Consider the following 26,488-nt stretch of genomic DNA (forward strand, 5'->3'; position numbering starts at 1 on the left):
TTCATAATCTTACGTTTCTGAGCGTGACTGGGTGGGATGGCCCTTTGCGGGCCACGGGCTGGGCGCCCCCCCTAAATACATCCCTGTACGCGCGTAATCGGCATCCCTGCCTCATACGGTCCCGCAAAGGGCCATCCCACCCAGTCTGCCAGCCTCGTCAGAGATTATGAACAGATTCTTAGAAGCTATTTCACAACGTGGCGAGCGGGTGGCTGGTGGCGGTCGCCGATATTTTCCTGTAGGAACGGCCGTTGGCCGCGATCGGCTTAGCTACGTAGCGGAAACTGATCGCGGCCGTGGGCCGCTCCTACAAGGAGAAGGGGTTGTCCCTATCCTCAGAAATACAAGTGCGCCTGCACAAACAGATCCTTGAAGTTTCCCTGATCTCTCTGTGGTATGTCATCGCCGGTACGAATGCCACCGCGCAGCTGGACGTTCGCAAAGGGCGTGTACTCGAGCAGGACGGAACTGCGCGTACGCTCGTTGTTGTCGGTGTTGCTCTCCGGATCAAAGGTCTCGTGCGTGACCTTCAGGTTCATGCCTTTGCCCAGTTCCCGGTTAACCTCAAATAGCGTCACAATTTGTTCTGTCTCGTCGCCAAATGCATTGATTAACGATTCATCCATGATCTGGTCCACTTCGGCGAGCAGGGTAAAGCCGTAAAGGTGGGCCCCCGCGAAAACACCCCATATCCTGCGCGTTCCGGAGGTGGACTCATTGACCAGCGCGCTGCCACCGACACGCCAGTTTCTTTCGACATATTCACCGCGTACGACATATTGAAACCTGTCGTCATCGTTGTTTGTCGCACCAGTGCCGTTACTCAGCACAACGTTAAACAGTGCCTTGTCAAAATCCAGTCCCAGCTCGACGCCGTTGTCGCTGTTGTCGAAGGTGATTTGGGTCGCCTCGCGAATAAAGGCGCTGTCATCCTCAAGGCGGATGCCATAGGGCAGCATGATTTTTCCGGCTTTGAGGTAGTGATTGCCGGATAATTTCGCCATGACAAACGCTTCACGATTTAACGCCGCTCCCGGTGCGATCTGCTCATCAAGGTAAAATGAAAACCGGGAGCCCTTGGGTTGAAAGTGCAGATACACCTGGGCACTTTGGGTTTCAAATCCCTGTGTTGCATCGGCATTGTCCTCCTCGTGACGTTGGAAGTTCGCGCGCAGATTGGCGCCGACGCGCACACTCTCAGTCAGGCTGCCGGAATCGAAACCCTGTGTGTCGCCGGGAAGTGCCGGCAGCACATGAGTGCCGTAATAGTTGCCGAAAGTGTTGCGTGCACCGCCGCCGATGGGGTTGACATGACAGGCGGAGCACTTGTTGCCGGTCTTGAAGGCGAGATAGGGCTCCGCTTGTGCCGGCGCCAATAGTATTGCAAACAACAGCGCTGCAAACGCGGTTGCGGTCTTTTTAAAGGTCCAGGACATGGTGCTGCTCCCCCCCGTCAATGTCATTGGCGTCACCGTCCAGAACCCGTCCACGGAAGTCGAGAACGGTGCCGGTGAGTGGACTGTTAAAGCGAATGTCGATAGCTTTGGCCGACGCATAAGGTTCGGTGTTCATTTCCAGGATTAAATCCTGGCCGGCAACAAGATGCAGATCATAGTCATCCGTGTTGGCGACCTGGGTGAAATCCTCGAAAATGAACTGCAGAAGCACAGCGTTTTTATTCAGGGTCGCGGGGTCGAGGGCGCGGCTGAAGTGCATCCCGAACACTGCCTTGGTTTCGCCGGATTCGAATGCAGATGCGGTGACCGTTGTACTTGCGTCACCGGTGCCGGTGCGCGGTGCGCCGTTGGCGACCCAATCGCGAATACGCTGGATATCGGCGTCGGAAAGCGGGTCCTGGCCCAGTGGCATACGGCTGCCGACAATCGAGGAGCGGCCCTCAATCTTGTGCACCAGATAGCTGTTATCGGGATTGCCTGGATCGACCCGCAGCAGGCTGGAGTCTTCATTGGAAGGTTGATCGACGAGAAAGTTATAGCTGTTCTCTTCACTGTCGAGACGCAGTCCCTGGGGCGCGCCACTGCCGACATGGCACTGGGCACAGATGGGACTGAAGATATCGGTTTGCAGCTCGGCCAGCGTGACGCCGTCGGCGGGCTCCTCAGCCGGGGGCTCCTCATCCGGAGGCTCTTCACTTGGAGGCTCTTCGGCGGGGGGCTCTTCAGTTGGAGGGTCCTCTTCACTGGGAGCCTCCTCCTCGTTGTTCGGTTCCAGGGGAATGCCGTTTTCGTCCAGGCCTTCCCCGGAACCCGCATCGCAGGCTGACAATATCAGCGCCAGCAACAGGATATAGATGGGTTTTGCATTCACTGTGAATTCCTCAAAAACGTAGAGCGGGATTCGACACACAGGGCCGGGCGGGCCCGGCCTGATGATTCAGGCCACCTCTATTAATTGCGTCCGTAGGGTGCGCCGCGCGCACCGAAAGACTCTGGAGTCCTCACCAGTTCAAATGGCAATTTTTAGAGGTGTCCTGTTTAGAGATGCCCTTTAGGGAACCGCTACGTGCCAGGTCCCGTATTCGCCGGCGGTATCGCGTGGGCCGCTATCGGAGGCAAAAAAGTACAGGGGCTCCCCTTTGTAGGCCCACTGGTATACCTCGCTGTCGTCATCCTCGGTGGTGCTGGGATCGTCGCGTCGGGTGACGGTGAAGTCGCCGAAGTCTTGGGCATCGGCGGTTGCGAACAGTGGTGGCCAGATGTCGGCGCAGGTGTCGAAACAGGTGGAGACACCATCGGTATCATCGTCAAAGGTGTAGAGGGTGTAGTCCTGGTATGTATCGCTTGGTGTACCGCTCTCATCGATAAGTTCGCCATGGGCGGTAAACGCCTCAATCTCCTCGTCGTTCAGTGTCACCGTGGCCACGGCGACCGGAGCAAAGCGCGCCAGGTGCCAGACATCGCCCACGCCGTCGCCGGTCACATCGCCGGGTTCCACGTCGCTGATGAAGGTGTACAGCGGCTTGCCGTTGACAGCCCACTGCATGACGCCGGGGCTGCGCTCAACCAGGGAGAAGGGCGGGGTTGCCACGGCACCCGGGTAGGCGATCAGCGCCGGCCAGGCGGCCAGGCAGTCGTCTGAGCAGTTGCTGACGCCGCTGGTGTCCGGATCAAAGGTGTAGAGGGCAAAGCCGTGCTGCGGTACCGCTTCCGGCTCGACCGCGTCGTCGTCGGTACTCATTGCCAGGCCGCTGACCGCCAGGGTCGAGCCGCGTTCGGAATCGACAATCTGGGTGTTTTGCGGCCGCGCCAGGTGCCAGACGTCACCCACGCCATCGCCGAGCGTGGAGCCGGGCGCGGTATCTCCTTTGTAGAAATAGAGCGGCATTCCCTGGTAGGCCCATTGCAGCGCGGTCTCTCCGTCGCTGCCGAGTTTCCGTTCAATCAGGCTGTAGGGTGTCGCGGCGACATCGCCCTCTTCGGCGAGCAGTGCCGGCCAGTTGTCGAGGCAGGTGTCGTTGCAGTTGGATTCGCCGGGTGCATCGACGTCGAAGGTGTACAGGGCGAAGCCGAGGCGGTCCTCCTGGGCGGCACTGAATACCGTGTCGCTGTCCATGGTGCTGACCCCGATTTGTCCGGAGGCCGTGAAAAACACCCCTTCGCCTGCGTCATTCGTCTGTGCGATCGGTTCGGCCAGGGCGGTATCCCAGACGCCGCCAACCCCTTCGCCGTTGACTTCACCCGCGGCGCTGTCTCCCGCGAAAAAGTACAGCGGCTTGCCGCGCAGTGCCCACTGGCGGTTGCCGTCATCTCGAGTGATGATCGACAGTGGCGCTACCGCCGTGTCGCTGTCGGTGGCGATCAGGGGGGGCCAGTTATCGACGCAGCTGGCGGTGCAGACGGAGCTGTTTAGCGGGTCATTGTCGAATGTGTAGAGGGTGAACCCGCTCATGTCGAGATTTTCCAGCGAAAGTTCGTCAGCGTCATTGCGCAGCAGTGTCACCTCCCCATCGACACTGAAGGTTGACCCCATGGTTGTCAGCGATTTTTCAAAGGTGGCCGATACGGGTTCGACCGGATCAGGCGTTGGCGTGGGCGTGGGCGTGGGTGTGGGCGTTGGTGCGTCGTCGTTACCCCCGCCTCCACCACCGCCCCCACAGGCCGAAAGCGCCAGCACGGAAGCCAGAGTCAAGACGTTGAAAATAGTGGAATGTTTCATGGCAGCCCCTGTTTTATTGTTGAACTCAACCAGGGGATACGACGCAGCCTTCAAAATAGTTGCAGTGGATTGCCGACTGCATGTTCCACCGGGGCGGAGGGTTTGTTTGATCTTCTGGGTCGGGTTGTAATTTAACCATATTGACCAATATTTGGTCGCAAAGGGTGAAGAAAGAAGGGTAATGGATCGTCAGCTGCGATAGTGAGTGAGATAGCGCAGGGCTCGCAGAGCGGCACAACGGGGGGACTCAGACGTAAAGCCGGGATTCCGCCGCGCCTTGGAGATATCGCACTGCTCGCGCTGGGTAAATTCCGAGAGCTAGTTGATGCGCAACTCCGGCTCGGTACCACGCAGCTGACCGGCGGCCTCCATTCGCTTGTGCCATTTCCGTTAGAATTCGCCCCGTTGTCAGTGGCTTCCCGGGCTGCGGGGGACGTGCAACATCTCGATATGCGGTATCCCGTCTTCGTCATAGGGATCGGATACCCGCTCGAAACCGAATTCGCGGTAAAAATACTCAAGATGCTGTTGTGCGGAAATACGGATTGGCGTATCGGGATATTCCCGGGCGGTGCAGTCGATTGCCTGCCGCATCAACTCTCTGCCCAGGCCGGTGCCCCGGTGAGAGGCCAGGGTGAGCACTCGGCCGATGGCCGGTTCGGCATATTTTCTGCCGGGAAACACCACCCGTAAATAGGCGACCAGTTCGTGTTTTTCCGGGTTCCCATGCCAACCTGCCAAGTGCCAGGAATACCGGTCGAGGTTGTCGGCATCCTGATAGGCACAATCCTGCTCCACGGTAAAGACTTCCTGCCGTGCCCTGAGAACTTGGTAGAGCTGTTGGAGGGAAAGCTGTTCAAAGGACCGCCACTGCCAGTGAATCATTCTCGACTGAATTCTCCGTTTTTCAGGTAGTGGATGACCTGGTCGATCACTTTTCTGTTTTTCATCATGAATACGTGAGTCACCGGCATTTCCAGGTGGTCGCTCATGCCTTCGAGTTTGGTGCTCTCCACCGAGACTTTGCCGTCGTCGATATCGGGAACCATCTGCGAGAGGATCAAATTGATACTGCGGGTACCGGCGATAATGCCCACATCGAATTCCGCGGCGCCGAGTTTTTTGGGCACGCTGAGGGCGCCGGTACCCAGTTGTAGGCCGGCATCGCCGAGGATAAAGTGGAAGCCGGGGAAATCGCCCAGATTGTCCACTACCTCACTGCCCTTGTTGGGCGGGCCCAGCATCACTACCCGGTTCAGGTTTTCGATCTGCACCTGGCTCAGGTATTGCCGCACCAGGATACCGCCCAGGGAATGGGTGACGAAATTTACCTGGTCGTGGTCCCGGCACTGGTCCAGCGCCGGGGCGATCGCCGGGCCGGCCAGTTCCTCGATCGGGTGGTCGGTGGAGGGGTAGCTCACATTCACGGTGGTAAAGCCCACCGCTGCGATGGCTTCTTCCATTTTTTCCATGGAGCCGCTGGATTTTCCCAGGCCGTGCAGCAAAATCACGCAAGAGGACTGGGCACTGGCGGCGAGGGGTAGGAATAGAAGGGATAACAGTAGGGGCAGAAAGCTATTTTTCATCTATCGGTTTCTCTATCAGCTTTTTATTGTTTTCCAGGATGGCGACAAACTTTTGCGGGTCGCCCGGCGTGACTACGAGGGTACGCCCGGGAAATTTTAGCACCACGGCTCGTGCCTGGTCAGTGGCGAAAGCCCGGTAGCGGCCCAGCCTGGAATTGCGATAGAGGCCGGCAAAACAGAACAGGCCGCCATTGCCGAAAACCCGGATGGAGCCGTCCATGGCCTTCGGATCCGCGGCCACTTCCTGCAGGCCCTGCAGGGAAATCCGTGTTTTCCAGCCGGGGCGGCAGATCAGCAGCGCATTGCCGTCGATAACGTACCCGCGAATGGCAAAGAAGGCGCAGGCGGCCAGTATAGCCAGTGGCAGCAGCACCATGCCCGACCGCCAGGCCATTTCGGCTGGCGGTATTTTGGCGAGGACCACCAATGGAATACCCAGCAACAGCGCCGAAGACAGTGTGGTAATCCATTTGAGCTGGCGGCTCCAGGGGGCTTTGAATATTTCATTATTCATCTACTAGAGGCACCGGATTGTGTTGAAGGTGAGTCCGAACAGCTATTCCATGGGTATTTTGCAAAGCTGAATTTTATGATGGGATGGCTTTGGAACAAGCTGAAAAGTATCCGCCGGCTCTCGAGCCCAATGCTGTAACGATCGCGATGCGAAGGTCCTGATACCGGGAAAGCGCTGACGGGCGGCCAAGGGCCGCCCCGGGTCATTCAGCCCGCCGGATTTTAAGTTTGGCGATGGGCCTGCGCTGGCCGGTTTGCTCCCCGCCCGCGCTGCTGGCACTGGCGTCCGCGTCGCTATAGTAGCTGGCGATCAGGCTGAGGTTTTCCAGGTCCCGGTCGACGGTGACGCTGTCCTCCTGGCTGCCGGCGGGGTAGTAGCCGCAGGCCTCTCCCGGATCGCAAATAAAGCCGTTGGCATTGAGGTCGGAGCCGGCGGCGATGGCGTAGTTGCCGGGCTCCACGCCGGTGAACTCGAAGGTGTACTCGCCATTGTCGGTGGACTTGGCCAGTTGGCGGACAGTCTCGTAGTCGGACACGCCGTCGCCGTCCTCGTCGGTGGCCTTGAGCAGTAGGATATACAGGTATCCGGCGTAGTTGCCGCTGGCGGTGCCGCCCATCTGCACCTGCAGGTTCACCGGCAGGTGGTAGTTCTCCGTGCCGTTCATGGGGAAGACCACTTCGCTGTTGTAGATACCGTCGGTCATATCGCTGCGATCGACGCTGACTCTGTAGGTCCCGAATCCCTTGTCGTCCACGGATACGGCTTCCACGTTGCTGATCCAAGTGGCGCCCGGCAGGGGATCGCCGGATAGGGAGGCGCTGTCGGCACCGATATTGCGGATCTCCACTTCGAGTTCGGTCAGGGTGGCGGAGAAGTTCAGGGTTTCCGGATCGGCGGTGATCACCGGTTCGGCGGGTTCCTGTCCCGCTGCCTGCACAGCTTTGTAGGCATCCAGCAGGCCGTAACCGTAGACTGGGTCGCGACCGGTGTCCCCCAGATCGGTGGTGAGCTGGCCACTGGCCAGCAGGGCGTCGATATCGTCCGGAGTCAGCTGGGGGTTGACGGCTTTCATCAGCGCGAAGACGCCGCTGGCGTGGGGGCTGGCCATGGAGGTGCCCTGCAGCGAGGCGTAGCTGGGAGAGAGTTCGTTGCCTCCTTTCCTTTCGTTTACGTAGGTGCTGAGAACGCCGTCGCTGAAGCCGTCGACATTGGCGTCCGCGGACATGTCGCCGCCGGGGGCGGCCAGGTCCACCCAGTCGCCGAAGTTGGAGTAGGGGGCCTGTTCGTTATTGAAATCGGTGGCGCTGACGGCGATCACGCCTTCCATGGCCGCCGGGTAGACGGGGGTGTCGCTGCTGTCGTTGCCGGCCGCGGCCACCAGCACAACACCTTGTGCCCGGGCCTCGCTGAGGGCGTTCTGCAGGGTCTGGGAGAAGCCGGAGCCGCCGAAACTCATATTGATCACGCCGGCCTTTTGCGCGGGTACTGTGCCCGAGTCGTTGGCGAGCCCCGCGGCGTAGCGCACCGCCTGGGCCGCGTCGTAGGTGTTGCCGCCGGAGATTCCCAGGACCCGCAGCGGCATTACCAGGCTATCCCAGCCGGCGCCGCTGACACCGCTGGTGTTGTCGGTGAGTGCGCCGACAGTACCGGCCACATGAGTGCCGTGCCAGGAGCTGCGGTTTTGCAGGGCCCGGTCGCCCGGGTCTTCCGGATCGTCGTCGATGCCGTCGCCGTCGCCGGCGCTTTCCGGGTCGCTGATAAAGTCGTAGCCGGGGGTCAGTTTGCCCTCGAAGTCCGGATGGGCTTTGTAGATACCGGTATCCAGTACCGCGACGACGACGTCACTGCTGCCGGTGGTGATGTCCCAGGCCTCGGGCAGGTGGATATTCCGGTAGTGCCACTGGCGGAGGTAGAGCGGATCGCTGGGCGCGCGCAGGCTGTGGTAGCGGTAGTTGGGTTCCACATAGTCCACTGCGGGGTCCGCCTGGAGTTCCTTGAGTTCCATCAGCGTGCGCAGTTTGGCCAGGGTGTGGGCATTCGCATTCGGGTGCGATTTCTGTACCGGGTGCAGCCGCGGCGGGCCCGGCTCGGCTAAATCCGCCAGCCGGTAGCGGCGCAGCCGGCCATCCCGGGCCGGGCCGCCGGTCGGTTGCAGTCGCCGGCCGTTCAGGGCGGCGACGGTGGGGGCCTGTTTCCACTTTATGATCAACTCGCCGGGTGCGAAGTCGTCACCCACTGAGGGGCTGGCCAGCAGGCCGCGGTCGTCGCTGCTGTCGATCTTCAGGGTGTAGGCGCTGATGCCCGCCACGGCGCGCACCTCTAACAGATAGTCGCCGCTCTCCGGGACCTGGATGGATTCGCTGTCGCTGATACCGCTGGTGCTGGATGCGACCTCGACCGCGCTGCCGGTGTCGTCCAGCCGGTAAAGGTAGAGATCCAGGTCGTTCTGCAGCGGAGACAGGGTCTGGAAGTCGTGAATGGTGAGGCGGATGCTCTGGCCTTGGGACAGGGACAGGCTGAACCAGTCCTCGCTGTCGCCTTCGTCCCAGAAGCGGTGCTCCGCCTGGTTGTTGCTGCCTTCGGCGCTGGCAAACCCGCCCAGCACCACCGGGTTGCCCAGCAACTGGGCCTCGGAGGGCTGGTTGTTGGGGACGATCGGCGCCTTGGGATCGTTGCTGTCGGAATCAGTGTCGCTGAAGCGCTCGGCCGTTACAGTGCCGGCTATGCGGTGGCTGTCGCCGGGGTCTGTGGGCTGGTCGCCGCCGTCGCCGCTGTCATCGTCGCTGCCGTCCCCCTGCTCGCTGGAAGGCGGGCGGCTGTCGCTGCCTCCCCCGCCGCCGCCACAGGCGGCCAGGGACAACAACAGCAGGGTGCACAGCAAAAGGTGGGCGAGAGACTTCATGAACGGTCACGGTTTTAGTGTTTATTGTATGCCGGTCCAGTCTGGACCAGTGTCAGCCAATAATCCCAAAACTGCTTCACACTCTCAAGGTTGTGTGACGGTTGGCCGGGGGAGCCCGGCTACCACATCAGATCGTCGGGGATCTGGTAGTCGGCGTAGGGGTCGTCTTCCCCGGCCGGCGTGCTGTCCGCCGGCGGCTGGACCACGGCAGTGGGGTTGCGCTCGGCAATCTTGTCGGCGATCACCCGCGGCACCAGCTCGAACTGGTCGTCCAGCCCGACGATCACCAGCCGCCCCGCTACCAGGTGCTCCTGTACGGCTGCCGTTACGTAGAAGGTTTTGATCTTCTTCTCAAAGGTAAAGTTGTAGGCGATATCGCCGTTGCCCTTGGGCTGCCTGTTATTGGCGACCATCTGTTTGATCTGTGCGGCGATGGCCCGCTGCTGCGCCGCGGCCTCGCGCTCGGCATTGAGCGCCCGGTCGCGGGCCACCTTTTCGGCGCGGGCCCGCTCCGCGGCCGCCTTGGTTTCATCGACGACCGGCTGGGCGGATTTCTTTGCCACCTTGTCCTGTTTGCGCTTTTCCTTGTTGACCTGTTTGGCCTTCTTCTTGTCGACAAGGCCGGCTTTCAGCAGTTGGTCCTGGAGTGAGCTCATGGCGATTACCTGCAAAGTCCCGGGAGTCAGGCATTCTAGCCGATCTGGCGGCGGAAGTTGTATCGGCAAAAAAATTTCAGACCGGGGAGGCCGGGTGAAACGTTGAATCCGGGGGCGCTGGCGGCGGTAAATAACGCGAGGTGGATCATTGCCAGTATTTTGCACTGGCTTCGCCCTTGCCTGCCCCGGTTTTGGGCCAAACGGGGGCAAGTCCGCAGGCGCTCCGGTCTCCCGGGCGCCGCCGCCGGTTGGTATACTCCGCGGCCTTTTTTTCAACCCTCCATTTCCTGTTTCCGGAGAGATCCATGGCAGAGTCTGATTCACTGTGCGATATCGGTTTTATCGGCGCAGGGGTGATGGGCAAGAATCTGATTATGAACCTGGCCGATAACGGCTACAAAGTCTGTGCCTTCGACCTGGACCACAACCGGCTCGATGCGCTGCTGGAGCAGGATGCGCGGGAGCGCGGCGAGCGGCCGCCGCGGGTGGAGGCCTGCAGTTCCTACACCGAGCTGCTGGGCCGCATCAAAGCCCCGCACCTGGTGATTCTCTCCGTGCCCGCGGGCGCGCCGGTGGACGACGTGTGCCACAAGCTCTTGGACGCCGGCCTGAAAGCCGACGATATCGTGGTGGACACCGGCAACAGCCTGTGGACCGATTCGGTGGAGCGCTGCGAGCGCTTCAAGGGCCGGCTGATTTTCTTTACCACCGCCGTCTCCGGTGGAGATGTCGGTGCGCGCTTCGGCGCCTCGCTGATGCCCAGCGGCGACCGCTACGCCTGGACCCGTATCGAACCGGTGTTGAACGCCATCGCCGCCAAGGTGGACCCGGCCAGCGGGCGGCCCATCGAGCGCCGCGAGCCCGGCAGGCCGGTCTCCGGCGGCGAGCCTTGCGCGGCCTATATCGGCCCCATCGGCTCCGGCCACTACGTGAAGATGGTGCACAACGGCATCGAGTACGCCGATATGCAGCTGATCTGCGAGGCCTACCACATGATGCGCTGCGCTCTGGAAATGACCCCGGCGGAGATCGCGAAAGTATTCCGCGAGTGGAACCTGGGGCCACTGAACAGCTACCTGATCGATATCAGTGCCGAGGTACTGGCCACCGTGGATGCGGATACCAGGCAGCCGCTGGTGGATGTCATCCTGGATCGCGCCGGCCAGAAGGGCACCGGACTGTGGACCGCGCTGAGCAGCCTGGAAGTTGGCTGCCCCGCGCCGAGCATTGCCGAAGCGGTCTACGCGCGCTCGCTGTCCACGCGCAAGGTGCTGCGTACGCGGGCGGCGAAGAAACTGCTGGGCCCGGATGTGGCCCCGGTGGAACCGGTGCGCCGGGCCGCGGTGATCGAGCAGCTGCACGACGCCCTGTACTGCGCCAAGATCTGTGTCTACGCCCAGGGCTTCGACCTGATGAAACTGGCCGCGCGGGAGCAGGGCTGGCAGCTCAACTTCGCCGAAATCGCCCGCATCTGGCGCGCCGGCTGCATTATCCGCGCCGTTTTCCTGCAATCCATCAGCGACGCCTACGAGCGGGACCTGAAGTTGTCCAACCTGCTGCTGGACGATTTCTTTGCCGGGCAGATCGCCCTGAACCAGCACAACTGGCGCCGCGCGGTGGCGGACGCCAGCCTGCTCGGCATTCCGGTGCCGGCCCTGTCCTCGGCACTCAGCTACTACGACGCCTTCCGCATGGAATCCCTGCCGGCCAACCTGCTGCAGGGGCAGCGCGACTTCTTCGGCGCGCACACCTTTTCCCGCGTGGATCGCCCGGAGGAGGAAAAGTATCACGTGCAGTGGAGTGAGCCGGGGCGGCCGGTGGTGGAGGTTTGATCAAATTGTGTGTAGGAGAGGAGCCTGGCCCTTCGAGTGGACAAGGAGTTATGTCCGACGGAATAAGCGGTTTTCGTAGGATGGGCACGCTACGCTTTGCCCATCCTACAAGGTAACTACTCACCCCAACAGTCCCCTCTCCCCCTTTGGGGGAGAGGGTTAGGGAGAGGGGGCGCTGATCAAAGCCCCCCTCCCCCGGCCCCACCCCCGCAAGCGAGGGAGGGGAGAGTAGTTACCCTACAAGAAGAAATGGCTTAACCTGCTACCATTTTTCAGAACACAACTTCGTCGACCTCGCCCGCAACCTGCTCCGCCTCGCCCCGCGAGGCCTTGGCCACTATCTCCTCGACACTGGCGGTATCCGTATTGACGCCGCCGAATGCCGCCAGCAGGTCCTTGAGCAGCGCTGAAATTTCCACGGTCATCACGGAAAACTCGATATCGAAGCGCTGGGCCGCGTCGCCGGCATCGGCGCTGTCGGCTTTCTCCATCACCTCCTCGCCGAACTTCAGGCGCTTGATCGCCAGCTGATCGTCGATCACAAACTCGACGCCCTCGCGCCAGACCAAACCCAGCTTGTGTACCTGCAGGCCGGCCACCAGGTGGTTGTGGATCTCTTCCGCGCACAGGTCCTGGTTCTTGCAGCGGATCACACTGCCGCTGTCCTGTGGGTCCCGCAGCTCGCACTCGTGGCCGAATTCAAAGTGCTGCGGCGCCTCCGGTGCGGTGAGCCAGTGGGTCATGGTCTGCTGGGGGATATTCTTCGCCGCCAGCGGCACTACCGACAGGCTGCTGATCGCCTCGCGCAGGTTTTCCAGCAGCTCTTCCGCCGCCTTGGCGGAGGAGGCATCCACCACCAGCCAGCCCTCTTTGGGGGCGATATAGGCGTACTGCAGCCGGGAGCGGGCGAACGCCTTGGGGCGCATCTCCAGCAGCACCTCGTCTTTCAGGTTCTGCCGCTCCTTGCGGCCGACATTGCGGGCCTCCTTGTCCGCGATGGCCTGGGCCATCTCTTCCACCTTTTCATTCACCACTGCGGCGGGAATCACCTTTTCCTGCTTTTTGGCGCAGACCATCAGGTAACCGTTGGCGCTGTGCGCCAGCTGGCTGCCGTGGCGCCCGAGCGGCGGCACCCAGCCGTAGCGGGCGGTGTCCTGGTTGCCGCAGGGCGCGAAAGTGTTGGGCTCCAGCAGTTCGTGCAATTTTTCGGCAGTGAGAGCAAATTCTTTGGTGAGGCGGTAGACGCGAAGATTTTTAAACCACATTACATCAGGCCATCTGTTCTGTTAGTCGAGTGGCTGGCAATTATGCGGAATCCGGGCGGTTACAGCCAGGGAAGAGGGGGCGAAACTGTCGGGAAAAGCGGGAATCTTTGCTGAGGGGGGTTGCGAACGGCGTTTAAATTTTGATCGATCGTGAATGTCGTTCTTAACATGATAAGGAGCCCACTGCATAGCAGGCTCCGGTGAAACGATTAGTAGCCGACGTCGTGGCTTTGATTTAGTGCCAGGCTTCCATTCTTGCTCTGCGCATAGACGGTATAGGGCAGGGCCGCGGTGTCCGTTGCCGCGGAAGCAACGCTGTCGATCAGATAAAAACCGAGCAGCCAGCTATAATAAATCGAGTTGCCATTGGAGTTCATTTTGCAAAGGTTGTATGCGACCCCGCTGTAAACTCGGGGCATCGCTTGGCAGCTGGAGTTTTCTTTATTCAGGTTGGCCACGATTTCTTCATCGGAACTGGATAACGTGGTCACTGTTCCGCAACCGGACAGTGTCATTGCCGCGAGGACCGGTAGGTATTGTTTCATTGGATTTCTCTCCTGTAATTGCTTGTCCGTGTTTATGCTTGAAAAATACCATGTAACTCCGCCGGGTGCGAAAGAATATGCGATGGGTTGGGGTTGCTGAGCCGTAGGGTGCGCCGTGCGCACCGAACACGGTCTCTGCGGCGACACCCCGTCGGTGCGCACAGCGCACCCTACGGTACGGAATATCGTCACTCCGGCTTTCGTCGGAGTGACGAAATACATTTACTCAAGGATTCCTCAGAAGTCGATGGTGGCGGACAGGGAAGTGGTGCGCGGCGCACCGATCCAGGCACCGTTGGCGACCACACTGCCCAGGTAGTCCTCGTCGAACAGGTTGTTCACTACCAGGTTCAGGTTGACGCCGCTCAGGTATTCGCCGGCACCGAGCAGATTCACGCCCAGGTAGGCGTCGGTCACCATATAGGAATCCGCCGTCCAGGTGTTGGCGAGGTCCACATAGCGATCGCCGGTGAACTTGGTGGAGAAGCCGCCGTAGAACAGCTCCGAACTCCAGTCCAGGCCGACGGCAAACAGCTGGTCGGCGATACCGATCACATCATTGCCGGGTACCAGCTCCAAGGCTTCGTCCACCGCGTCGTCGCCGGTGCCGAGATAAGAGGCATCAATCATGGTGTAAGAGGCATAGACGTTAAACGCCTCGTTGATATCGTAGTTCATCAGCAGCTCGATGCCGTCGGATTCGATACCGCCCGCATTGAAGTAGGTGCCGTTGGTGCCGATCAGGTAGTCGGGGCCCGCCTCGGTATTGTTGTCCAGGAAGATGATGCGATTCTCGAAGTCGTTCCGAAAATAAGTGGCGGTCGCTCTGAGGTTGTCCGCGTCGTAACGCAGGCCCAGCTCGATGGTCTCGGAGGTTTCCGGCTCAATATTGTCCAGGTCGGATTCCGGGCGCTCCAGGATATTGTCGCCGATGGCCTTGAAGTTTTCCGCATAGCCGACAAACGCCTCGGCGCCTGCCAAGGGAGTTTCCCAGACCAGACCGGCGGACAGCAGCAGGTCGGAGTCGGAATCTATGGTCACGTCGGGGGACTCGTTGAACAGGTCCTCGCGGGATACGTCCACCAGGAACTGTTTGACCCCCAGGTTCAGGGTGAGCGAGTCGATGGTCAGCGAGTCTTGCAGATACCACTTGGTGGTCTCCTGCGGGTAGCTGCGGTCGTACTGTACCCAGTAGGGAGTGGAATCGAATCCGTGGCCCTGGGTCGCGTCTGCGATCTTGTGCCAGTCCCGGTGCTCGTCGCGGGTGGCGTCCTCGTACCAGAGGCCGCCGCGCAGTTCGTTCTGCATTCCGGCGATATCGCCGGTGTGGGTAAAGTCCAGGGTCAGGCCGCTGCGCTCTTTCTCGTAGTGGGTGTGGCGGTAGGACATCACCGGGATGGCGCCGGCCGGGTAGCAGGCCGGATCGTACTCGGTGCCGGCCCGGCCGTAGATGGTTACGATATCGGATTCGCAACCGGCATTTGGCATCAGTGCATTGCCGCTGGCGTCCACATAGTAAAAGCGCCCGATACTCGCCCCGCTATTTGCGGTGGTGCCGCCCAGAAATTCGGACTGGCCGCCGGCGCCGTCGTCGGTGACGTCCACCAGGTAGGGCGGCACCCAGTCCCCGCGGCCTTCGTTCGTGTGGAAATAGACTCCACCCTCCAGGTTCAGGCTGTCGGTGACATCGACATCAAGTTGTACGTAGCCCAACAGGTTTTCCCTGAGGGTCGACCAGCCGCGGCGGTACAGCTGGTCGATATAGGGAATACCGGTCCATTCCCCGGTCAGGAAATCGTCTTCCGGAAACTGTTCAAACTGGGCATCGGAAAAAATCCGCTGGTAGTTGTCCTCGTGAATATCGTCCCAGGAGACGTAGGCCTTGATAGTGCCCGAATCCAGTGTAGTGACCAGCTTTGCCGCAAGATGCTCGCGCTCGTTCTCGGCGGTTTCGGTAATCCAGTCGGTGGCCTCCTGGTTGGAATAGGAGATCCAGGCCTTGCTATTGCCGGCAAAGGTGCCTGTGTCATAGCGGAAGTAGAGGCGTTGCGCATCGAATTCGCCCAGGGAGACTTCGGCACGGGTGCCGCTGCTATCCAGCGGATCGTCCGTCCGGTAATCGATGGTCCCGCCCAACGCTTCGTGAGAGCGGGAGGCAATATCAGAAGTGCCCTGAGATACCTCCACACCGCCGATATTGGCCGGGTCCACAAAACGGTTGGCCTTGGAACCGCCGCCGTAATTGGAACCGCCGTTCGGAATGCCGTCGATGGTGGTGCCGATCTGTTGTTCGTCCAGACTGGTGGTAAAGCCGCGCACACTGATATTGGTGGACCAGTCGTCAAAGCCGTAGGTATCCCCCTCGTTTACCGAAACCCCCGGCAGGTTATCGATCAGGGCGTTGACGCTGGTAATGGTGGACTGCTGCCTGATCATCGACTCGGTAACAGAACTGCTGTTAAATGTTGTGCCGGTTCCGAGTACCACGACTTCCTCCAGTTTCTCGCCATCGGTCTCCTGAGCGGACAGCGGATTGGCGGCCATGGCCATGGAGATGGCGGAAGCCAGGTAGGTTTTTGCGGTTTTCATTGGGTGTCCCTGATGTTGCTCTGGTTGTTGCGGGCGTACAATGGCCTGATGTGATGACTTGTCTTTTACGCTTTGGTGAATTTAAAGTGACGGAAATATGAGCGTGGTAGGGGAGGGCGCAAGACAGGCAAGTCGGCCATTGTAATAATGGGCAAATAACAACCAGCAGTTTCAGCCACCCAGCGGGCTGCTATTCGGACCCCTACGTCACCAGCTGTCTTGTAGAAGTACTTGCGATACCGGCAAAATAGACGGCCGGAGCGTGGGGAAGCACGAAGAGGAATAAGGAAGAACACTATGCGCGCTATTGGCAATTTTCTGTGGTTTATCCTGGGCGGTGTCTTTATGGGCCTGATGTGGTGGCTGGCGGGGATAATCGCCGCAATTACCATCGTCGGCATTCCCTGGGCCAGGGCCTGCTTTGTGATAGGGCAATTCACCTTCCTGCCGTTCGGCCGCGAGGCGATCAGCCGTGAGGAGTTGTCGAACCAGGAGGATATAGGTACCGGCGGTCTCGGTGTGATTGGCAATATTATCTGGTTTATATTCGGCGGCCTGTGGCTGGCGATTGGGCACCTGTGCAGTGCGCTATGCTGCTTTATCACCATTATCGGGATTCCGTTTGGTATCCAGCACCTGAAGCTGGCCGGTATTGCCCTGTGGCCGATTGGTAAGACGATCGTAAGCAAGGAGGTTGCGGCGGCGGCGCGTAGGGCCAATGCTGAGGTGCAGGTGGCGGGGATTCGTAGATCTGTTTAATCCGAAGGAAGTTCCCGGGACTGTTGGAGAGGGGGGCTCACTACAAAAACCTTTATCAAGACCGGTAGCCCCCTTCTTTTCAAAGGGGAGTGTCAGATTTGGTCTGAACTAATCCAATTAATTGCTCTTGGCATATAACAATTTTACTATGTACGTTATCGGGTGATCGCCGGAATCACATCGCTGTTAACCCAGAGTTTATCAACAGCTTCATATTGTGGTGGCGTGTCAAAACTGAACTCAAATTTATTTAAATGATGACTGAAGTAAAGTACGTACCTTCCGTGTATAGGGCTGTATAGGAGAACGGCGCTATAGTCTTCACCGACTAGTACGTAATACAAGTCTGCATTACTTACCCAGCCAAAGTGATTTCTTATAGACTTTTTAGGGTCTTCTGTTCTCTCGGCAAGCTCTTCGGAAAAATAAGCGACGTCAAGAGGATTAACCCTAACTGACTTAACGAAATCTGAATATCTTTCTTTGACTACAGCTTCAGAAGAGGTTTCAATTACCTTAATAAAACAGCTATTTTTCAGGCAAAATTTTTCATTTCTGCCTTCTATGGCTTGCATTGAGTTGGGAAAGCTAAACAATAATGCAATTACAAATAGTTTCATCCTGATGTAACCTTGCATGACACTTCAAAAACCGGCTTGGGTGAGATGACGGATTTTTTACGTTTTTTGCAAAGAAGGTGACAGCTTGCCCAAGTCCGCGTACTTTTGACTCGTTAGGCCCCTGATTCTCTAGACTCTTGGGGATGAGCACGATTGGCCAAAAACCATAAATGTATCAAACCTATGAGGGGAAGCATAGAAAATATAATTGTAGAAACTGAAAATATGGGTAGTTGATGAGGACTTAGAACACCATAAGGTCCAAATACCAAAGCTACAATGCCGGCAAGCAGAAAAAGTATCCGATATAAATTATTTTCGTATATTTTATTTTCATAAAACACTGAAATTGTCATTTTTATGATAGGGTATACTGCCAAATACATGCCTACAAAATAGCAAATTACCAACAGAGAATCACCCATAGCCTCTTCAACCAATTCTCCCCTCTTGAATAATATGAATGTGAGCAAAAAAATTTGATGCGGTAGCAAAATAAATCCCGCAACTAGAAAGATAAATGTAGGGCCAAGACAGATGATTAGCTCTAATAAAAACAAAGTTTTTATCGCTTTATTCATCATGCCTCCTTCGCCTAACAAGGCTGTAGAAAAACTCCGGCCTTTCGTTCTGGTAGTGTTTTGCCCAGAAAATCGCGCCCCTACGTGAATTCTGGACCTGTTTTGCATGGCGAAAGCATTTCAGAGAACTCTCCGCACGCAAAATTCATCTCCCGAATAATCGCTCAAGTTTTTCTACAGCTTCAACGCCGCGTACAGAGGCGTGAGCTTGCGAACGTCCTGCGCCTGAAGGGCGCATGGTTATGCACATACGATACACCCAATTAGGCCAGAGATTCCTATTACAATTCCAGAGATGAGTGATGCCATACTGCTCTCCGTAATGGATGTAAATGGCTGATAGTCCTTAAGGTATATGAAATAGGCAACATAGGCACCGATAATTATTGCAAATAAAAGATAGTTAAGACCAAGTGCGGCTACGGCAGAATAACCGAGAACCAGAGCCAGTCCAGTGGCAGATAGCCAAGTGCTTTGCGAGAAGTTATCGGTGCCCCAGTAATAGAGCGCGATTAAGCCGCCGGCTATTATCGTGCCAATAATTAGTATGGCTAAATGTGTCTCATGCATCTTGAATTACCTATTATGCCCAAATTCATATACTAGGTGTTTTATTCATGATTTCGCATGGTTTTGTAGAAAAATCATCCACTCCTGCGTCAAGGCAGGCCTTTTTGTATATATCATTTGCTGTTAGTGCCATGATAGGGAAGTAATCCACTGTTTTCTTATAATTCTCGCCGCATCTAGGCCATTCATGATCGGCATATCCACATCCATTAAGCAGAGGTCGTATTTCTTACTGTTGTTTTTTGCATATTCAACAGCCTCTTGGCCATTGATTGCAATATCGTTGAAGCCCCAGTTCTCCATCAGGCTTTGATATAGCCTTTGAATAATTGGGGTATCTTCAGCAATTAAGATGTTCATTCATTTTCCTTATGACGCTAATACTTGCTCTCAGGCATGTGTATTTTCTTGCACCAGTCGCAGTACGTTGCTAACTGACTTTACCAGATTTAGCGTTGAGCAAAAATGTCCATATAACAGATCTTTAGCTATATTTCCTCATTTGATATTTTTTCCCAAACGCTATAATACCCCTCCTTTTTCATTAATTTTGTGAGTTCGTAGCTTATATCTGGGATCATTTCACTATTGTCTGTGCTACCAAGAACCTCGACACCTCTTTCCTCGTCTTCGTTCATTTGGCCGACCATTTTCCAAATAAATTTGGTAAATAGCTCTGCATCTTCCCTTGAGGTTATACCTGATTCCATTATTCTACTTACCTCCTTACTAGCCATTGCTTCAGTGTAATAAAGAATAAGGTCTTTTACATGTGGATATCTGGAAAACTTGATCACAACGCCCTGTCTCCGTAGCGCTTCGTTAAGCGCTCTCAAATACCAATAGTGAAGACAAGGTTTCCTGAGGGCCAACTTTTGAGCCGCCACCTATAATATACATTGAATTGTTAATGGTAACTGCTCCGTGCCCATGCCTGGATTGAGGCATGTCCAGCTCCTTTTTCCAGGAATCTTTAGTGGGATCGTATGACCAGACTTGACTAAAAGCTTTTCCAGATTTCCAATTTCCGTTGGCACCAAAAGCTTCCCCTCCAGCGACAATAATATTTCCATTTAATGCTACCGCAGTTAGCCCAGATAATGCTATAGGCAGTGGGCGAATAGGCTCCCATCTATCATCTTTTACATTGTAAAATTCGGAGAAACCAAAGTTTTTGGCCGTTTTTCCAGATTTCCTACCGCCAATAACGAATATTTTATCGTCTAACGCTGCACCAGCAGCCGAGTTTCGAGCAACAGTTGCAGGCGCAGCCTTCTCCCAATATTCATCATTCACGAGAATATAATGACTATTAGTGTCAACGTTTCTTTCAGAGTGCTTATCTACAGTTTTCCCTCCGATGACATGAATATTCTCACTACTTGAAGCATAAATAGATTCAGCCATTGGAATAGGTATAGAAGGTGCTGATTCCCACTCATCTTTTCCAGACGAAATTCTATATACATTATCCTTTACCTGCCATGCACCCCCTTTAACACCGAAGAATCCACCTATTCCATACAAGTAGTTTGGACTACTCACCATTCCAAGATGGTGCCTGGCTTCAGGAAAGGTTTCTCCTGGCCGCCAGGCTTGAGCTATTGGGTTATAGATAAAGATTTTTCTAGAGGGAGACAAACCATAGAAAATAGGGTTGTCACTTGGAACAAAACCTCCCCCTACATAAATTTCGTCATTAAAAACGGCCGGATATATCTCCTGAATAGGATGCTCTAGTGCTTGGCCAAATCCCCATGAATAATTGGCAGTCACGGAATATGCCGGAGTGCTGAACCAATAATCCACTCCCAAAATAGTTGTCGCACCAAAGAGTTTTAGAAGGTCTCTCCTAGATCTTTCCATATGTTTTCCTGGCTTTGGACTTCTTGCACGCTTAACGCCGGCAACAGCGGCCGGAGTGAAGGCGCAAGGCGCCGTAACGGAGGTCCAGCCCGCAAAGCGGGCGATGCTGGCTGCCTTTGTTATGGTTTGGCTCATACAGTTGCTGGTAGAACATAAAACCAAACGCCATAAATAGCTAGTAGGCACCCTGCCGCAAGGACCTTTATAAGGAAATATTCTGTTCCGACTGAAAAACGCTTGCTTACAGCTATGATCAAGGCTCCCGCTGAAGTGCCAAACCCCACGAACGGACCCACCACAATCATCACCACTTGCACATCCGGATAATTGTCCGCGATGCCAGCGAGTAGCGTCAGATACGAAATAATGATCGCTGCCAGTACCGCTGAGCTAACATAGATGAGCCTCAATTCATTAGACTTTCTTAAAAGCATCCGCACACTCATATCTGACCATAACGCCCGCATTTACGGCTGGCTTCGAGCGCAGCGGAAAACCAGTCCGACAACATGCGCTGGTTATGTTTTTGTGGCTTTTTCTACCATTTTTTCAATGTAATCTCTATTCTCATACCCGTCCACAAAATTCCACCCAGTGAACAGCGACCAAAGAAAACCGCAGAAAGATTTTATTTCATCGTATTCAGGCTGAGTTAATTCGTACCGGTGAATAGATTGAGAAAATAGATTTAGAAAGTTAAAAACATCAGAATCCCCCAGATATATAGTGTTTCTTATGTATTTAATTTCTTCATTGAATATACGAAGCTCATATACTATTTCTCGAAGATAAAACTCATTTCTCTGTATACTATTTGCCACTTCATCCCATCGGTTTTTTCCTGCGGTATTATTGTTCTTGAAATATCTTTGGAACTCACCTTTATCTAGTAGATTTTCCCGCTGTTGGTATTCCTGTGAGTCGCTCAAAATTAGAAACGTACTTATGCAGTTTGATCGAAATTGATTATATTGTTCAGCGAATGCTGAGCAGATTATTTTCTTTCTGCGTGACTCAGGCAGATAAACCACAACAAAGTAAAAGATAGCACTTAGAACAAATCCAATACAAATTGAGTGAATGATACTCGTGTAATCTTTGTTGGGAACGGTGAATATCCCGATAACAAGAGCAGTTATCGTGGCAACAAGTATCCCAATTTGAAATCTTCGATCAATCATATGAACTCGAATGAAACATAATGTCGCCAACACGCGGCGCGTCAGCGCTCGCCGCGATTGGCTTTGTTAGCGCTCTCAAGCTGGCCGCCGAAACGCTAGGCGGGTCCAAGTCACATGTTGGGCGCGGTTAAAATCCTGAATTGATTCGGTATGAGTGCAAAGAATAGACTGTAGACCGCTTGCTTTCGCTAAAGCAATAGTTTCGTCCTCACCTACGTCGAACATTCTTCTCCCTTCAGGCACCGGCCCATGACGAAGTGTTATAACTAAGACTCCGCCCGGAGCAAGCAGTGAGTTCAATTTTGGCATTCCCCTCCGGCGCTCCTCCCGGTCCAGATGCATCCAAACGGCAGTGAGCATCACGGCATCGAATTGTTGCTTACGCGCAAGCACCAAGGCAAGGTCAGGCAAGCTATCTTTTACCCATTCGATTGCGGGTGAAGGATGCAAAGCCTTACCGGGTTCGCGCAGTTCGTCGGTCGGCTCTACAGCTATAACAGAGTGTCCTTTTGATGCAAACCACGCAGCATCAGCCCCTGTGCCGGCGCCAACATCTAAGATGAGAGCTGGCGATACAGGTAGAACGTGTAGTTCCGGCTGGTGCTTTTCTTCAAACGAAACCGCTTCGTAACGTTTAATTAGTTCGTCCGCTTGCTCGCCGTAACCCTGTATTCCGGGAATCATACTGTTGCTCCGATGTTAACTCGCTAACAGTTTTATTCACGAGCCATAGGCTCCTTATCCCCCGGGCTCTTGTTGTCGGACAAGGGTACTCAGATCTTATTAAAAAATCCATGCATATCAGCCACTTGAAGCACATCCGGCTGGGCTTTCAAATGTGAACACGAGCCTGTGGCTATTTAAGTCGGAAGGAGCTCTGGCTCATTTGCGTAGGCCAAGCCTTATAAAAATCAATGACTTATAAAGTTTGTTGGAGTGAACAAGAGCCGGTGGCAACTGAATACGGCTTGAGGGCGGGATCGGGAAGCTGAATGGTACGACGGTACTTGTAGGTGGAGGTTAAAAGAGGTGGGATCAGACCCGAGCACAGGCTGGGCTCGGGCCTTGAGTGGGGGCTACTGCGCTTTGGGTATCGCTTCGACCACTTTCAGAAAGTACTCCCAGAATTTCCTCACACTCTCAATATGCACCCGCTCCTCCGGCGAATGCGCCCGCCGGATGGTGGGCCCGAAGGAGACCATATCCCAGTGGGGGTAGGGCTTGGCCAGCAGGCCGCATTCGAGGCCGGCGTGGATCACTTTTACTTCCGGTTCTGCGCCGGTCATCTCCTTGTAGACATCCTTCATCAACGCCAGCAGCGGGGACTGCATATTGGGCGTCCAGCCGGGGTAGGCGTTGTCCAGGGAGGTGTGGGCGCCGGCGAGTTCGAAGGCGGCGGCGACGTTGAGGCCGTGCTGGTCGCGGGCGCTGTCGGAGAGGCTGCGTACCAGGCATTGGATACGGACCTGGTTCTTGCCTTCCGCTTCCTCAGTTACCACGCGGGCCAGGTTGTTGGAGGTGTCGGCGATGGCCTCCAGTGCGGTGCTCATGCGCTCGACGCCGTTGGGGCAGCAGCGGATTGCGCGGATCAGCTTCTGCTGGCTGGCCTGGTCCATCACGCTGGCTGGGGCCTCGGCGGCCTCCAGGGCAACTTCCAGTTTGGTTTCGTTGTCCAGTTCGCGAATGATCGCGTGGCATTCGCTGGCGATGGCTCTCTGCAGTTTGACTCCCAGATCCGCCGGCACGGTGACGGTGCTGAAAGATTCCCGCGGAATGGCGTTGCGCAGGCTGCCGCCGTCGAGGGCGGCGATGCGCAGTTCGGGAATCTCGCGCTGGGCGGTGTCGATCAGGCGGTTGGCGATTTTGTTGGCGTTGCCGCGGCCCTTGTCGATATCCAGGCCGGAGTGGCCGCCTCTCAAACCGCGTACGCTCAGTGTGAATGCCTGGTGGTCTGCGGGCACCGGTTCGGCGGAATAGGGCAGTTGTGCATTGATGTCCACGCCGCCGGCGCAGCCCACGTAGAGTTCGCCTTCGTCCTCGGTGTCCAGGTTGAGCAGCAGCTCCGCTTCAAAGTGCCCGGGCTGCAGGTTCTTGGCGCCGGTCATGCCGGCTTCTTCGTCGATGGTGAGCAGGGCTTCCAGGGGGCCGTGGGGGATATCGGTGGATTCCATCAGCGCGAGGATGGCGGCTACGCCGATGCCGTTGTCGGCGCCCAGGGTGGTGCCTTCGGCGGTGACCCATTCGCCGTCGATAGTGGGGCGGATGGGGTCTTTAAGGAAGTCGTGGTCAGTGTCGGCGTTTTTCTGCGGGACCATATCCACGTGGCTTTGCAGGGCGAGGGTCTTGCGGTCTTCCATGCCGGGGGTGGCCGGCTTCTTGATGATGATATTGCCGATCTCGTCCAACTGGACGTCTAGGCCGCGTTTTTTGGCGAAGTCGACGATATATTCCACCACCTTCTGTTCGTGTTTGGAGGGGCGGGGGATTTGGCAGAGTCTGGCGAAGTGTTGCCAGAGGGGTTTGGGGTTGAGTTCGGCTATGGGTGACATGGGGGTTCCTTTTTTCTGAGTCGGGGTGGCGACTTAGGTTTTTGGCCGGCCGGGCTTTTGGCTCGGGGGCTGGGAATCTTACTGGTTGTTGCGGGTGGGTGGCCCTCTCCCCCCGGGAGCGCCTGCGGCGCTTTTGCGGAGCTGGAGCTCCGCGGTCCCGGGGTTATTCGGCTTCTGCCAGGGCCAGGGCGATGCGGCGTTTGTCGATGTCCACGGCGGTGACTTTCACGGTAACCGGCTGCTCCAACTGGTAGGTCTTTTCGTTGTGGGTGAGGATCAGGTGTTTGCCGTCAAATTCCGGCAGGTTTTTCTTGTTGTTGTTCAGGCGTACGAAGCCGTCGATGCCGTTGTCGTCAAGGCGCACGCCGAGGCCGGCGCCGTTGACCAGGGTGATCCTGCCGCTGAAGGTCTGGCCGACCTTGTTCTGCATAAACTGGCTGTAGAGCCACTGTTCCAGGGCGCGGTTGGCCTGGCGGCCATTGACCAGGCTCTGTTGCAGGGCTTCGATCTGCTCGTCGCTCAGGGTTTCGGGCTGGCGGTCTTCGGCGGCGGCGCGCAGTATGCGGTGGTTGTGCAGGTCGTTGTATTTGCGGATCGGCGAGGTGACGGTGGCGTAGGCCTCCAGGCCCAGGCCCAGGTGCGGCGCGGCGCTGTTGCTGAGCTGGCCGGGGCGCAGCATGCGCTTGAGGACCGCGAGCAGGTTGTGCATCGCCGGTTCCTGATGTGCCTCCAGGTGTTTGACCAGCGCCAGGTAGTTTTCCAGCTTGTGCAGGTCCTTCTCCGCGTATTCGGGCAGGGCTTCCTTCAGCAGGCTTTTTACTTCGCCCATGCGCTCGTCGCGGAAGCCCAGGTGCACGGAGAAGCAGCCCCGGCCCAGGGTGGCGAGTTCGCGGCCCATGCAGATATTGGCGGCGAGCATGGCTTCCTCCACCATGCGCTGGGCAATGTTGCGCTCGCGCTTTTCGATGCGCTCGATCTTGCGCTGTTCGTTGAGCAGGATTTCGTAGTCGGGGCGATCCTCCATCATCAGCGAGTGGCCTGCGCGATAGGCCGCCCGCGCCTCGCTCATTGCGGCTAGGCTGCGCAGGCTCTGGTGCTGAGCCTCCGGCGCCGCGCTGTCATCGCCCTCGACAAATCGGCTGACCTGGTCGTAGCTCAGTTTGTGCCGGGAGCGGATGGCGGCGAATTCGTAGCGGCTCTCGCCGAGGGTGCCGTCGCTGTCGATATCGACGTGCAGCACCAGCGCCGGGCGCAGTTCGCCCTCCACCAGGGAGAAGAGGTTTTCGCACAGGTCCGGGGGCAGCATGGGCAGAGTTTCACCGGGCAGGTACTGGCTGTGGGCGCGCTTGAAGGCTTCCCTGTCCAGCGGGCTGCCGGCCTCGATCAGGCTGGAGGGGTCGGCCACGGCGATATGCAGGGTCCAGCCGCCGTCCCGCTCGGTGACCGCGAGGGCGTCGTCCATATCCAGGGTGGACTCCGCATCGATGGTGGCGAAGCCGATATCCGACAGGTCCCCGCGCTCCGCGGTGAGGGTCTCCAGCCTGCCTTTGATTTCCTCCGCTTGTTTCAGCGCCGCGCCACTGAACCGCTCCGGCAGCTGGTGCTGGGCGACCACGAAGGCGTGCTCGATGCCGGGCATGTCCGGCTTGCCGATCACGCTTTCCACCCGCGCCTGGGCCTTGCCGTCCTTGAACGGATGGCGGTTGACGGTGCAGGCGATAAACTCGCCGGGCCGCGCCTTACCGCGGGCCTTGGGCGGCAGGAAGATCCAGCGGCTGAGGCCGTTCTGGCTGGGCTGCACGAAGTGGCCCTGGCCGCGCTGGACGTACTGGCCCACCAGGTATTTGAGTTCGGATTCCAGCAGGGTGTCCAGCTCCGCGGAGAGCTTGCCTTTGCCTTCGTCGCTGAGGCTGATGCGCACCCGGTCGCCGGGGAAGACCCGCTCCATTTCCGGCGGCGGCAGGAAGGCCTCGCGGCCGTCGTCGAGTACCACAAAGCCGAATTTGCCGTTGCTGCCGCGCACCCGGCCCTCGGCAAACTCCTTGCTGGAGCGGATATCGGATTTCAGTTGGGAGAGCTGTTTGAGGGCGTCGGCATCGAGCATCGGGGTGGTCCATGGGTCAATTTGGGCGCGGATTCTACCAGAAGCAGGTTATCGGGCCAGAGTCGATGACTGCAAGGGCTCCGGTGTTTGCATGTGACCCTTTGTCCTAAAATTTTGCCTATGGCGTTATATTTTAACCGCCTTGTCGGCTTGTTGCGCAAAATTTGCAAAGCCACTATCCAAATGGTGGATA

Annotated in this window: 23 protein-coding genes; 2 read left to right on the top strand and 21 right to left on the bottom strand. The window is 57.0% G+C overall.

Going from position 1 to position 26,488, the window contains the following annotated elements:
• Positions 1–335 precede the first annotated feature (335 nt).
• From ACRC0P_RS07530 to ACRC0P_RS07565, 8 genes are all read right to left on the bottom strand, one after another.
• Positions 336–1,436 (bottom strand): hypothetical protein, encoded by a 1,101-nt coding sequence (locus tag ACRC0P_RS07530; protein ID WP_438629487.1) that lies wholly within the window; start codon positions 1,434–1,436, stop codon positions 336–338.
• A complete protein-coding gene (locus ACRC0P_RS07535) occupies positions 1,420–2,328 on the bottom strand; it encodes a hypothetical protein (RefSeq protein WP_438629489.1) in 909 nt (302 codons plus the stop codon). The genes ACRC0P_RS07530 and ACRC0P_RS07535 overlap by 17 nt, the downstream gene beginning before the upstream one ends.
• A gap of 180 nt (positions 2,329–2,508) precedes the next feature.
• Positions 2,509–4,176, bottom strand: coding sequence for a hypothetical protein (locus ACRC0P_RS07540; RefSeq protein ID WP_438629491.1), 1,668 nt, complete (start codon positions 4,174–4,176; stop codon positions 2,509–2,511).
• Between the two features lie 408 nt (positions 4,177–4,584).
• Entirely contained in the window at positions 4,585–5,061 is a 477-nt protein-coding gene (locus ACRC0P_RS07545; RefSeq protein WP_438629493.1) for a GNAT family N-acetyltransferase, read from the bottom strand.
• Positions 5,058–5,762 (bottom strand): esterase/lipase family protein, encoded by a 705-nt coding sequence (locus ACRC0P_RS07550; protein WP_438629495.1) that lies wholly within the window; start codon positions 5,760–5,762, stop codon positions 5,058–5,060. Before ACRC0P_RS07550 ends, ACRC0P_RS07545 begins: the two co-directional genes overlap by 4 nt.
• Positions 5,752–6,276, bottom strand: coding sequence for a PH domain-containing protein (locus ACRC0P_RS07555; protein WP_438629497.1), 525 nt, complete (start codon positions 6,274–6,276; stop codon positions 5,752–5,754). Before ACRC0P_RS07555 ends, ACRC0P_RS07550 begins: the two co-directional genes overlap by 11 nt.
• A gap of 202 nt (positions 6,277–6,478) precedes the next feature.
• Complete coding sequence (locus ACRC0P_RS07560; protein WP_438629499.1) at positions 6,479–9,178, bottom strand: S8 family serine peptidase; 2,700 nt, start codon at positions 9,176–9,178, stop codon at positions 6,479–6,481.
• Positions 9,179–9,297: 119 nt separating this feature from the next.
• Positions 9,298–9,834: a DUF2058 domain-containing protein gene (locus ACRC0P_RS07565; protein ID WP_438629501.1), complete on the bottom strand. Its 537-nt coding sequence runs from the start codon at positions 9,832–9,834 to the stop codon at positions 9,298–9,300.
• 305 nt (positions 9,835–10,139) lie between these two features.
• Between ACRC0P_RS07565 and gndA the strand changes: the two genes are divergently transcribed.
• Positions 10,140–11,666 (top strand): NADP-dependent phosphogluconate dehydrogenase, encoded by a 1,527-nt coding sequence (gene gndA / locus ACRC0P_RS07570; RefSeq protein ID WP_438629503.1) that lies wholly within the window; start codon positions 10,140–10,142, stop codon positions 11,664–11,666.
• Positions 11,667–11,938: 272 nt separating this feature from the next.
• On the opposite strand, the gene rdgC is transcribed toward gndA, so the two are convergent.
• From rdgC to ACRC0P_RS07585, 3 genes are all read right to left on the bottom strand, one after another.
• Positions 11,939–12,931, bottom strand: a complete 993-nt coding sequence (rdgC, locus tag ACRC0P_RS07575) for a recombination-associated protein RdgC (protein ID WP_438629505.1) — start codon at positions 12,929–12,931, stop codon at positions 11,939–11,941.
• A 209-nt stretch (positions 12,932–13,140) separates the two neighbouring features.
• A complete protein-coding gene (locus ACRC0P_RS07580; RefSeq protein WP_438629507.1) occupies positions 13,141–13,476 on the bottom strand; it encodes a YceK/YidQ family lipoprotein in 336 nt (111 codons plus the stop codon).
• A 237-nt stretch (positions 13,477–13,713) separates the two neighbouring features.
• Positions 13,714–16,065 carry a TonB-dependent receptor domain-containing protein gene (locus tag ACRC0P_RS07585; protein ID WP_438629509.1) on the bottom strand — a complete coding sequence of 784 codons (2,352 nt, stop codon included), beginning with the start codon at positions 16,063–16,065 and terminating at the stop codon, positions 13,714–13,716.
• Between the two features lie 297 nt (positions 16,066–16,362).
• Between ACRC0P_RS07585 and ACRC0P_RS07590 the strand changes: the two genes are divergently transcribed.
• Positions 16,363–16,824, top strand: a complete 462-nt coding sequence (locus ACRC0P_RS07590) for a YccF domain-containing protein (protein ID WP_438629511.1) — start codon at positions 16,363–16,365, stop codon at positions 16,822–16,824.
• A gap of 155 nt (positions 16,825–16,979) precedes the next feature.
• Here the strand turns inward: ACRC0P_RS07590 and ACRC0P_RS07595 are convergent, their stop codons facing one another.
• The 10 genes from ACRC0P_RS07595 to ACRC0P_RS07640 form a co-directional block, all read right to left on the bottom strand.
• Positions 16,980–17,444: a hypothetical protein gene (locus ACRC0P_RS07595; protein ID WP_438629513.1), complete on the bottom strand. Its 465-nt coding sequence runs from the start codon at positions 17,442–17,444 to the stop codon at positions 16,980–16,982.
• A gap of 113 nt (positions 17,445–17,557) precedes the next feature.
• A complete protein-coding gene (locus ACRC0P_RS07600; RefSeq protein ID WP_438629515.1) occupies positions 17,558–18,025 on the bottom strand; it encodes a hypothetical protein in 468 nt (155 codons plus the stop codon).
• Between the two features lie 693 nt (positions 18,026–18,718).
• Entirely contained in the window at positions 18,719–18,955 is a 237-nt protein-coding gene (locus ACRC0P_RS07605; protein WP_438629517.1) for a response regulator, read from the bottom strand.
• A gap of 128 nt (positions 18,956–19,083) precedes the next feature.
• Entirely contained in the window at positions 19,084–19,392 is a 309-nt protein-coding gene (locus ACRC0P_RS07610) for a hypothetical protein (RefSeq protein WP_438629519.1), read from the bottom strand.
• A 25-nt stretch (positions 19,393–19,417) separates the two neighbouring features.
• Positions 19,418–20,596: a Kelch repeat-containing protein gene (locus ACRC0P_RS07615; RefSeq protein WP_438629521.1), complete on the bottom strand. Its 1,179-nt coding sequence runs from the start codon at positions 20,594–20,596 to the stop codon at positions 19,418–19,420.
• Positions 20,593–20,895 carry a hypothetical protein gene (locus tag ACRC0P_RS07620; RefSeq protein WP_438629523.1) on the bottom strand — a complete coding sequence of 101 codons (303 nt, stop codon included), beginning with the start codon at positions 20,893–20,895 and terminating at the stop codon, positions 20,593–20,595. The genes ACRC0P_RS07615 and ACRC0P_RS07620 overlap by 4 nt, the downstream gene beginning before the upstream one ends.
• Positions 20,896–20,979: 84 nt before the next feature.
• Entirely contained in the window at positions 20,980–21,642 is a 663-nt protein-coding gene (locus ACRC0P_RS07625) for a hypothetical protein (protein ID WP_438629525.1), read from the bottom strand.
• A gap of 75 nt (positions 21,643–21,717) precedes the next feature.
• Complete coding sequence (locus ACRC0P_RS07630) at positions 21,718–22,326, bottom strand: class I SAM-dependent methyltransferase (RefSeq protein ID WP_438629527.1); 609 nt, start codon at positions 22,324–22,326, stop codon at positions 21,718–21,720.
• Positions 22,327–22,718: 392 nt separating this feature from the next.
• Positions 22,719–24,191 (bottom strand): aminoacyl-histidine dipeptidase, encoded by a 1,473-nt coding sequence (locus ACRC0P_RS07635; RefSeq protein ID WP_438629529.1) that lies wholly within the window; start codon positions 24,189–24,191, stop codon positions 22,719–22,721.
• Positions 24,192–24,354: 163 nt separating this feature from the next.
• Positions 24,355–26,295 carry a VacB/RNase II family 3'-5' exoribonuclease gene (locus ACRC0P_RS07640; protein ID WP_438629531.1) on the bottom strand — a complete coding sequence of 647 codons (1,941 nt, stop codon included), beginning with the start codon at positions 26,293–26,295 and terminating at the stop codon, positions 24,355–24,357.
• Positions 26,296–26,488 lie beyond the last annotated feature (193 nt).

Origin of the sequence: Microbulbifer sp., assembly GCF_051659245.1 — a bacterium.
Classification (GTDB): domain Bacteria; phylum Pseudomonadota; class Gammaproteobacteria; order Pseudomonadales; family Cellvibrionaceae; genus Microbulbifer.

Excerpts from the sequence above, each read along its gene's own strand:
- ACRC0P_RS07600 (WP_438629515.1), bottom strand. The coding sequence starts at position 18,025 with ATGAATAAAGCGATAAAAACTTTGTTTTTATTAGAGCTAATCATCTGT.
- ACRC0P_RS07550 (WP_438629495.1), bottom strand. The coding sequence starts at position 5,762 with ATGAAAAATAGCTTTCTGCCCCTACTGTTATCCCTTCTATTCCTACCC.
- ACRC0P_RS07640 (WP_438629531.1), bottom strand. The coding sequence starts at position 26,295 with ATGCTCGATGCCGACGCCCTCAAACAGCTCTCCCAACTGAAATCCGAT.
- ACRC0P_RS07595 (WP_438629513.1), bottom strand. The coding sequence starts at position 17,444 with ATGAAACTATTTGTAATTGCATTATTGTTTAGCTTTCCCAACTCAATG.
- gndA (WP_438629503.1), top strand. The coding sequence starts at position 10,140 with ATGGCAGAGTCTGATTCACTGTGCGATATCGGTTTTATCGGCGCAGGG.
- ACRC0P_RS07605 (WP_438629517.1), bottom strand. The coding sequence starts at position 18,955 with ATGAACATCTTAATTGCTGAAGATACCCCAATTATTCAAAGGCTATAT.
- ACRC0P_RS07530 (WP_438629487.1), bottom strand. The coding sequence starts at position 1,436 with ATGTCCTGGACCTTTAAAAAGACCGCAACCGCGTTTGCAGCGCTGTTG.
- ACRC0P_RS07590 (WP_438629511.1), top strand. The coding sequence starts at position 16,363 with ATGCGCGCTATTGGCAATTTTCTGTGGTTTATCCTGGGCGGTGTCTTT.
- ACRC0P_RS07565 (WP_438629501.1), bottom strand. The coding sequence starts at position 9,834 with ATGAGCTCACTCCAGGACCAACTGCTGAAAGCCGGCCTTGTCGACAAG.
- ACRC0P_RS07615 (WP_438629521.1), bottom strand. The coding sequence starts at position 20,596 with ATGAGCCAAACCATAACAAAGGCAGCCAGCATCGCCCGCTTTGCGGGC.
- ACRC0P_RS07630 (WP_438629527.1), bottom strand. The coding sequence starts at position 22,326 with ATGATTCCCGGAATACAGGGTTACGGCGAGCAAGCGGACGAACTAATT.
- ACRC0P_RS07580 (WP_438629507.1), bottom strand. The coding sequence starts at position 13,476 with ATGAAACAATACCTACCGGTCCTCGCGGCAATGACACTGTCCGGTTGC.
- ACRC0P_RS07540 (WP_438629491.1), bottom strand. The coding sequence starts at position 4,176 with ATGAAACATTCCACTATTTTCAACGTCTTGACTCTGGCTTCCGTGCTG.
- ACRC0P_RS07545 (WP_438629493.1), bottom strand. The coding sequence starts at position 5,061 with ATGATTCACTGGCAGTGGCGGTCCTTTGAACAGCTTTCCCTCCAACAG.
- ACRC0P_RS07585 (WP_438629509.1), bottom strand. The coding sequence starts at position 16,065 with ATGAAAACCGCAAAAACCTACCTGGCTTCCGCCATCTCCATGGCCATG.
- ACRC0P_RS07620 (WP_438629523.1), bottom strand. The coding sequence starts at position 20,895 with ATGCTTTTAAGAAAGTCTAATGAATTGAGGCTCATCTATGTTAGCTCA.
- rdgC (WP_438629505.1), bottom strand. The coding sequence starts at position 12,931 with ATGTGGTTTAAAAATCTTCGCGTCTACCGCCTCACCAAAGAATTTGCT.
- ACRC0P_RS07555 (WP_438629497.1), bottom strand. The coding sequence starts at position 6,276 with ATGAATAATGAAATATTCAAAGCCCCCTGGAGCCGCCAGCTCAAATGG.
- ACRC0P_RS07625 (WP_438629525.1), bottom strand. The coding sequence starts at position 21,642 with ATGATTGATCGAAGATTTCAAATTGGGATACTTGTTGCCACGATAACT.
- ACRC0P_RS07560 (WP_438629499.1), bottom strand. The coding sequence starts at position 9,178 with ATGAAGTCTCTCGCCCACCTTTTGCTGTGCACCCTGCTGTTGTTGTCC.
- ACRC0P_RS07635 (WP_438629529.1), bottom strand. The coding sequence starts at position 24,191 with ATGTCACCCATAGCCGAACTCAACCCCAAACCCCTCTGGCAACACTTC.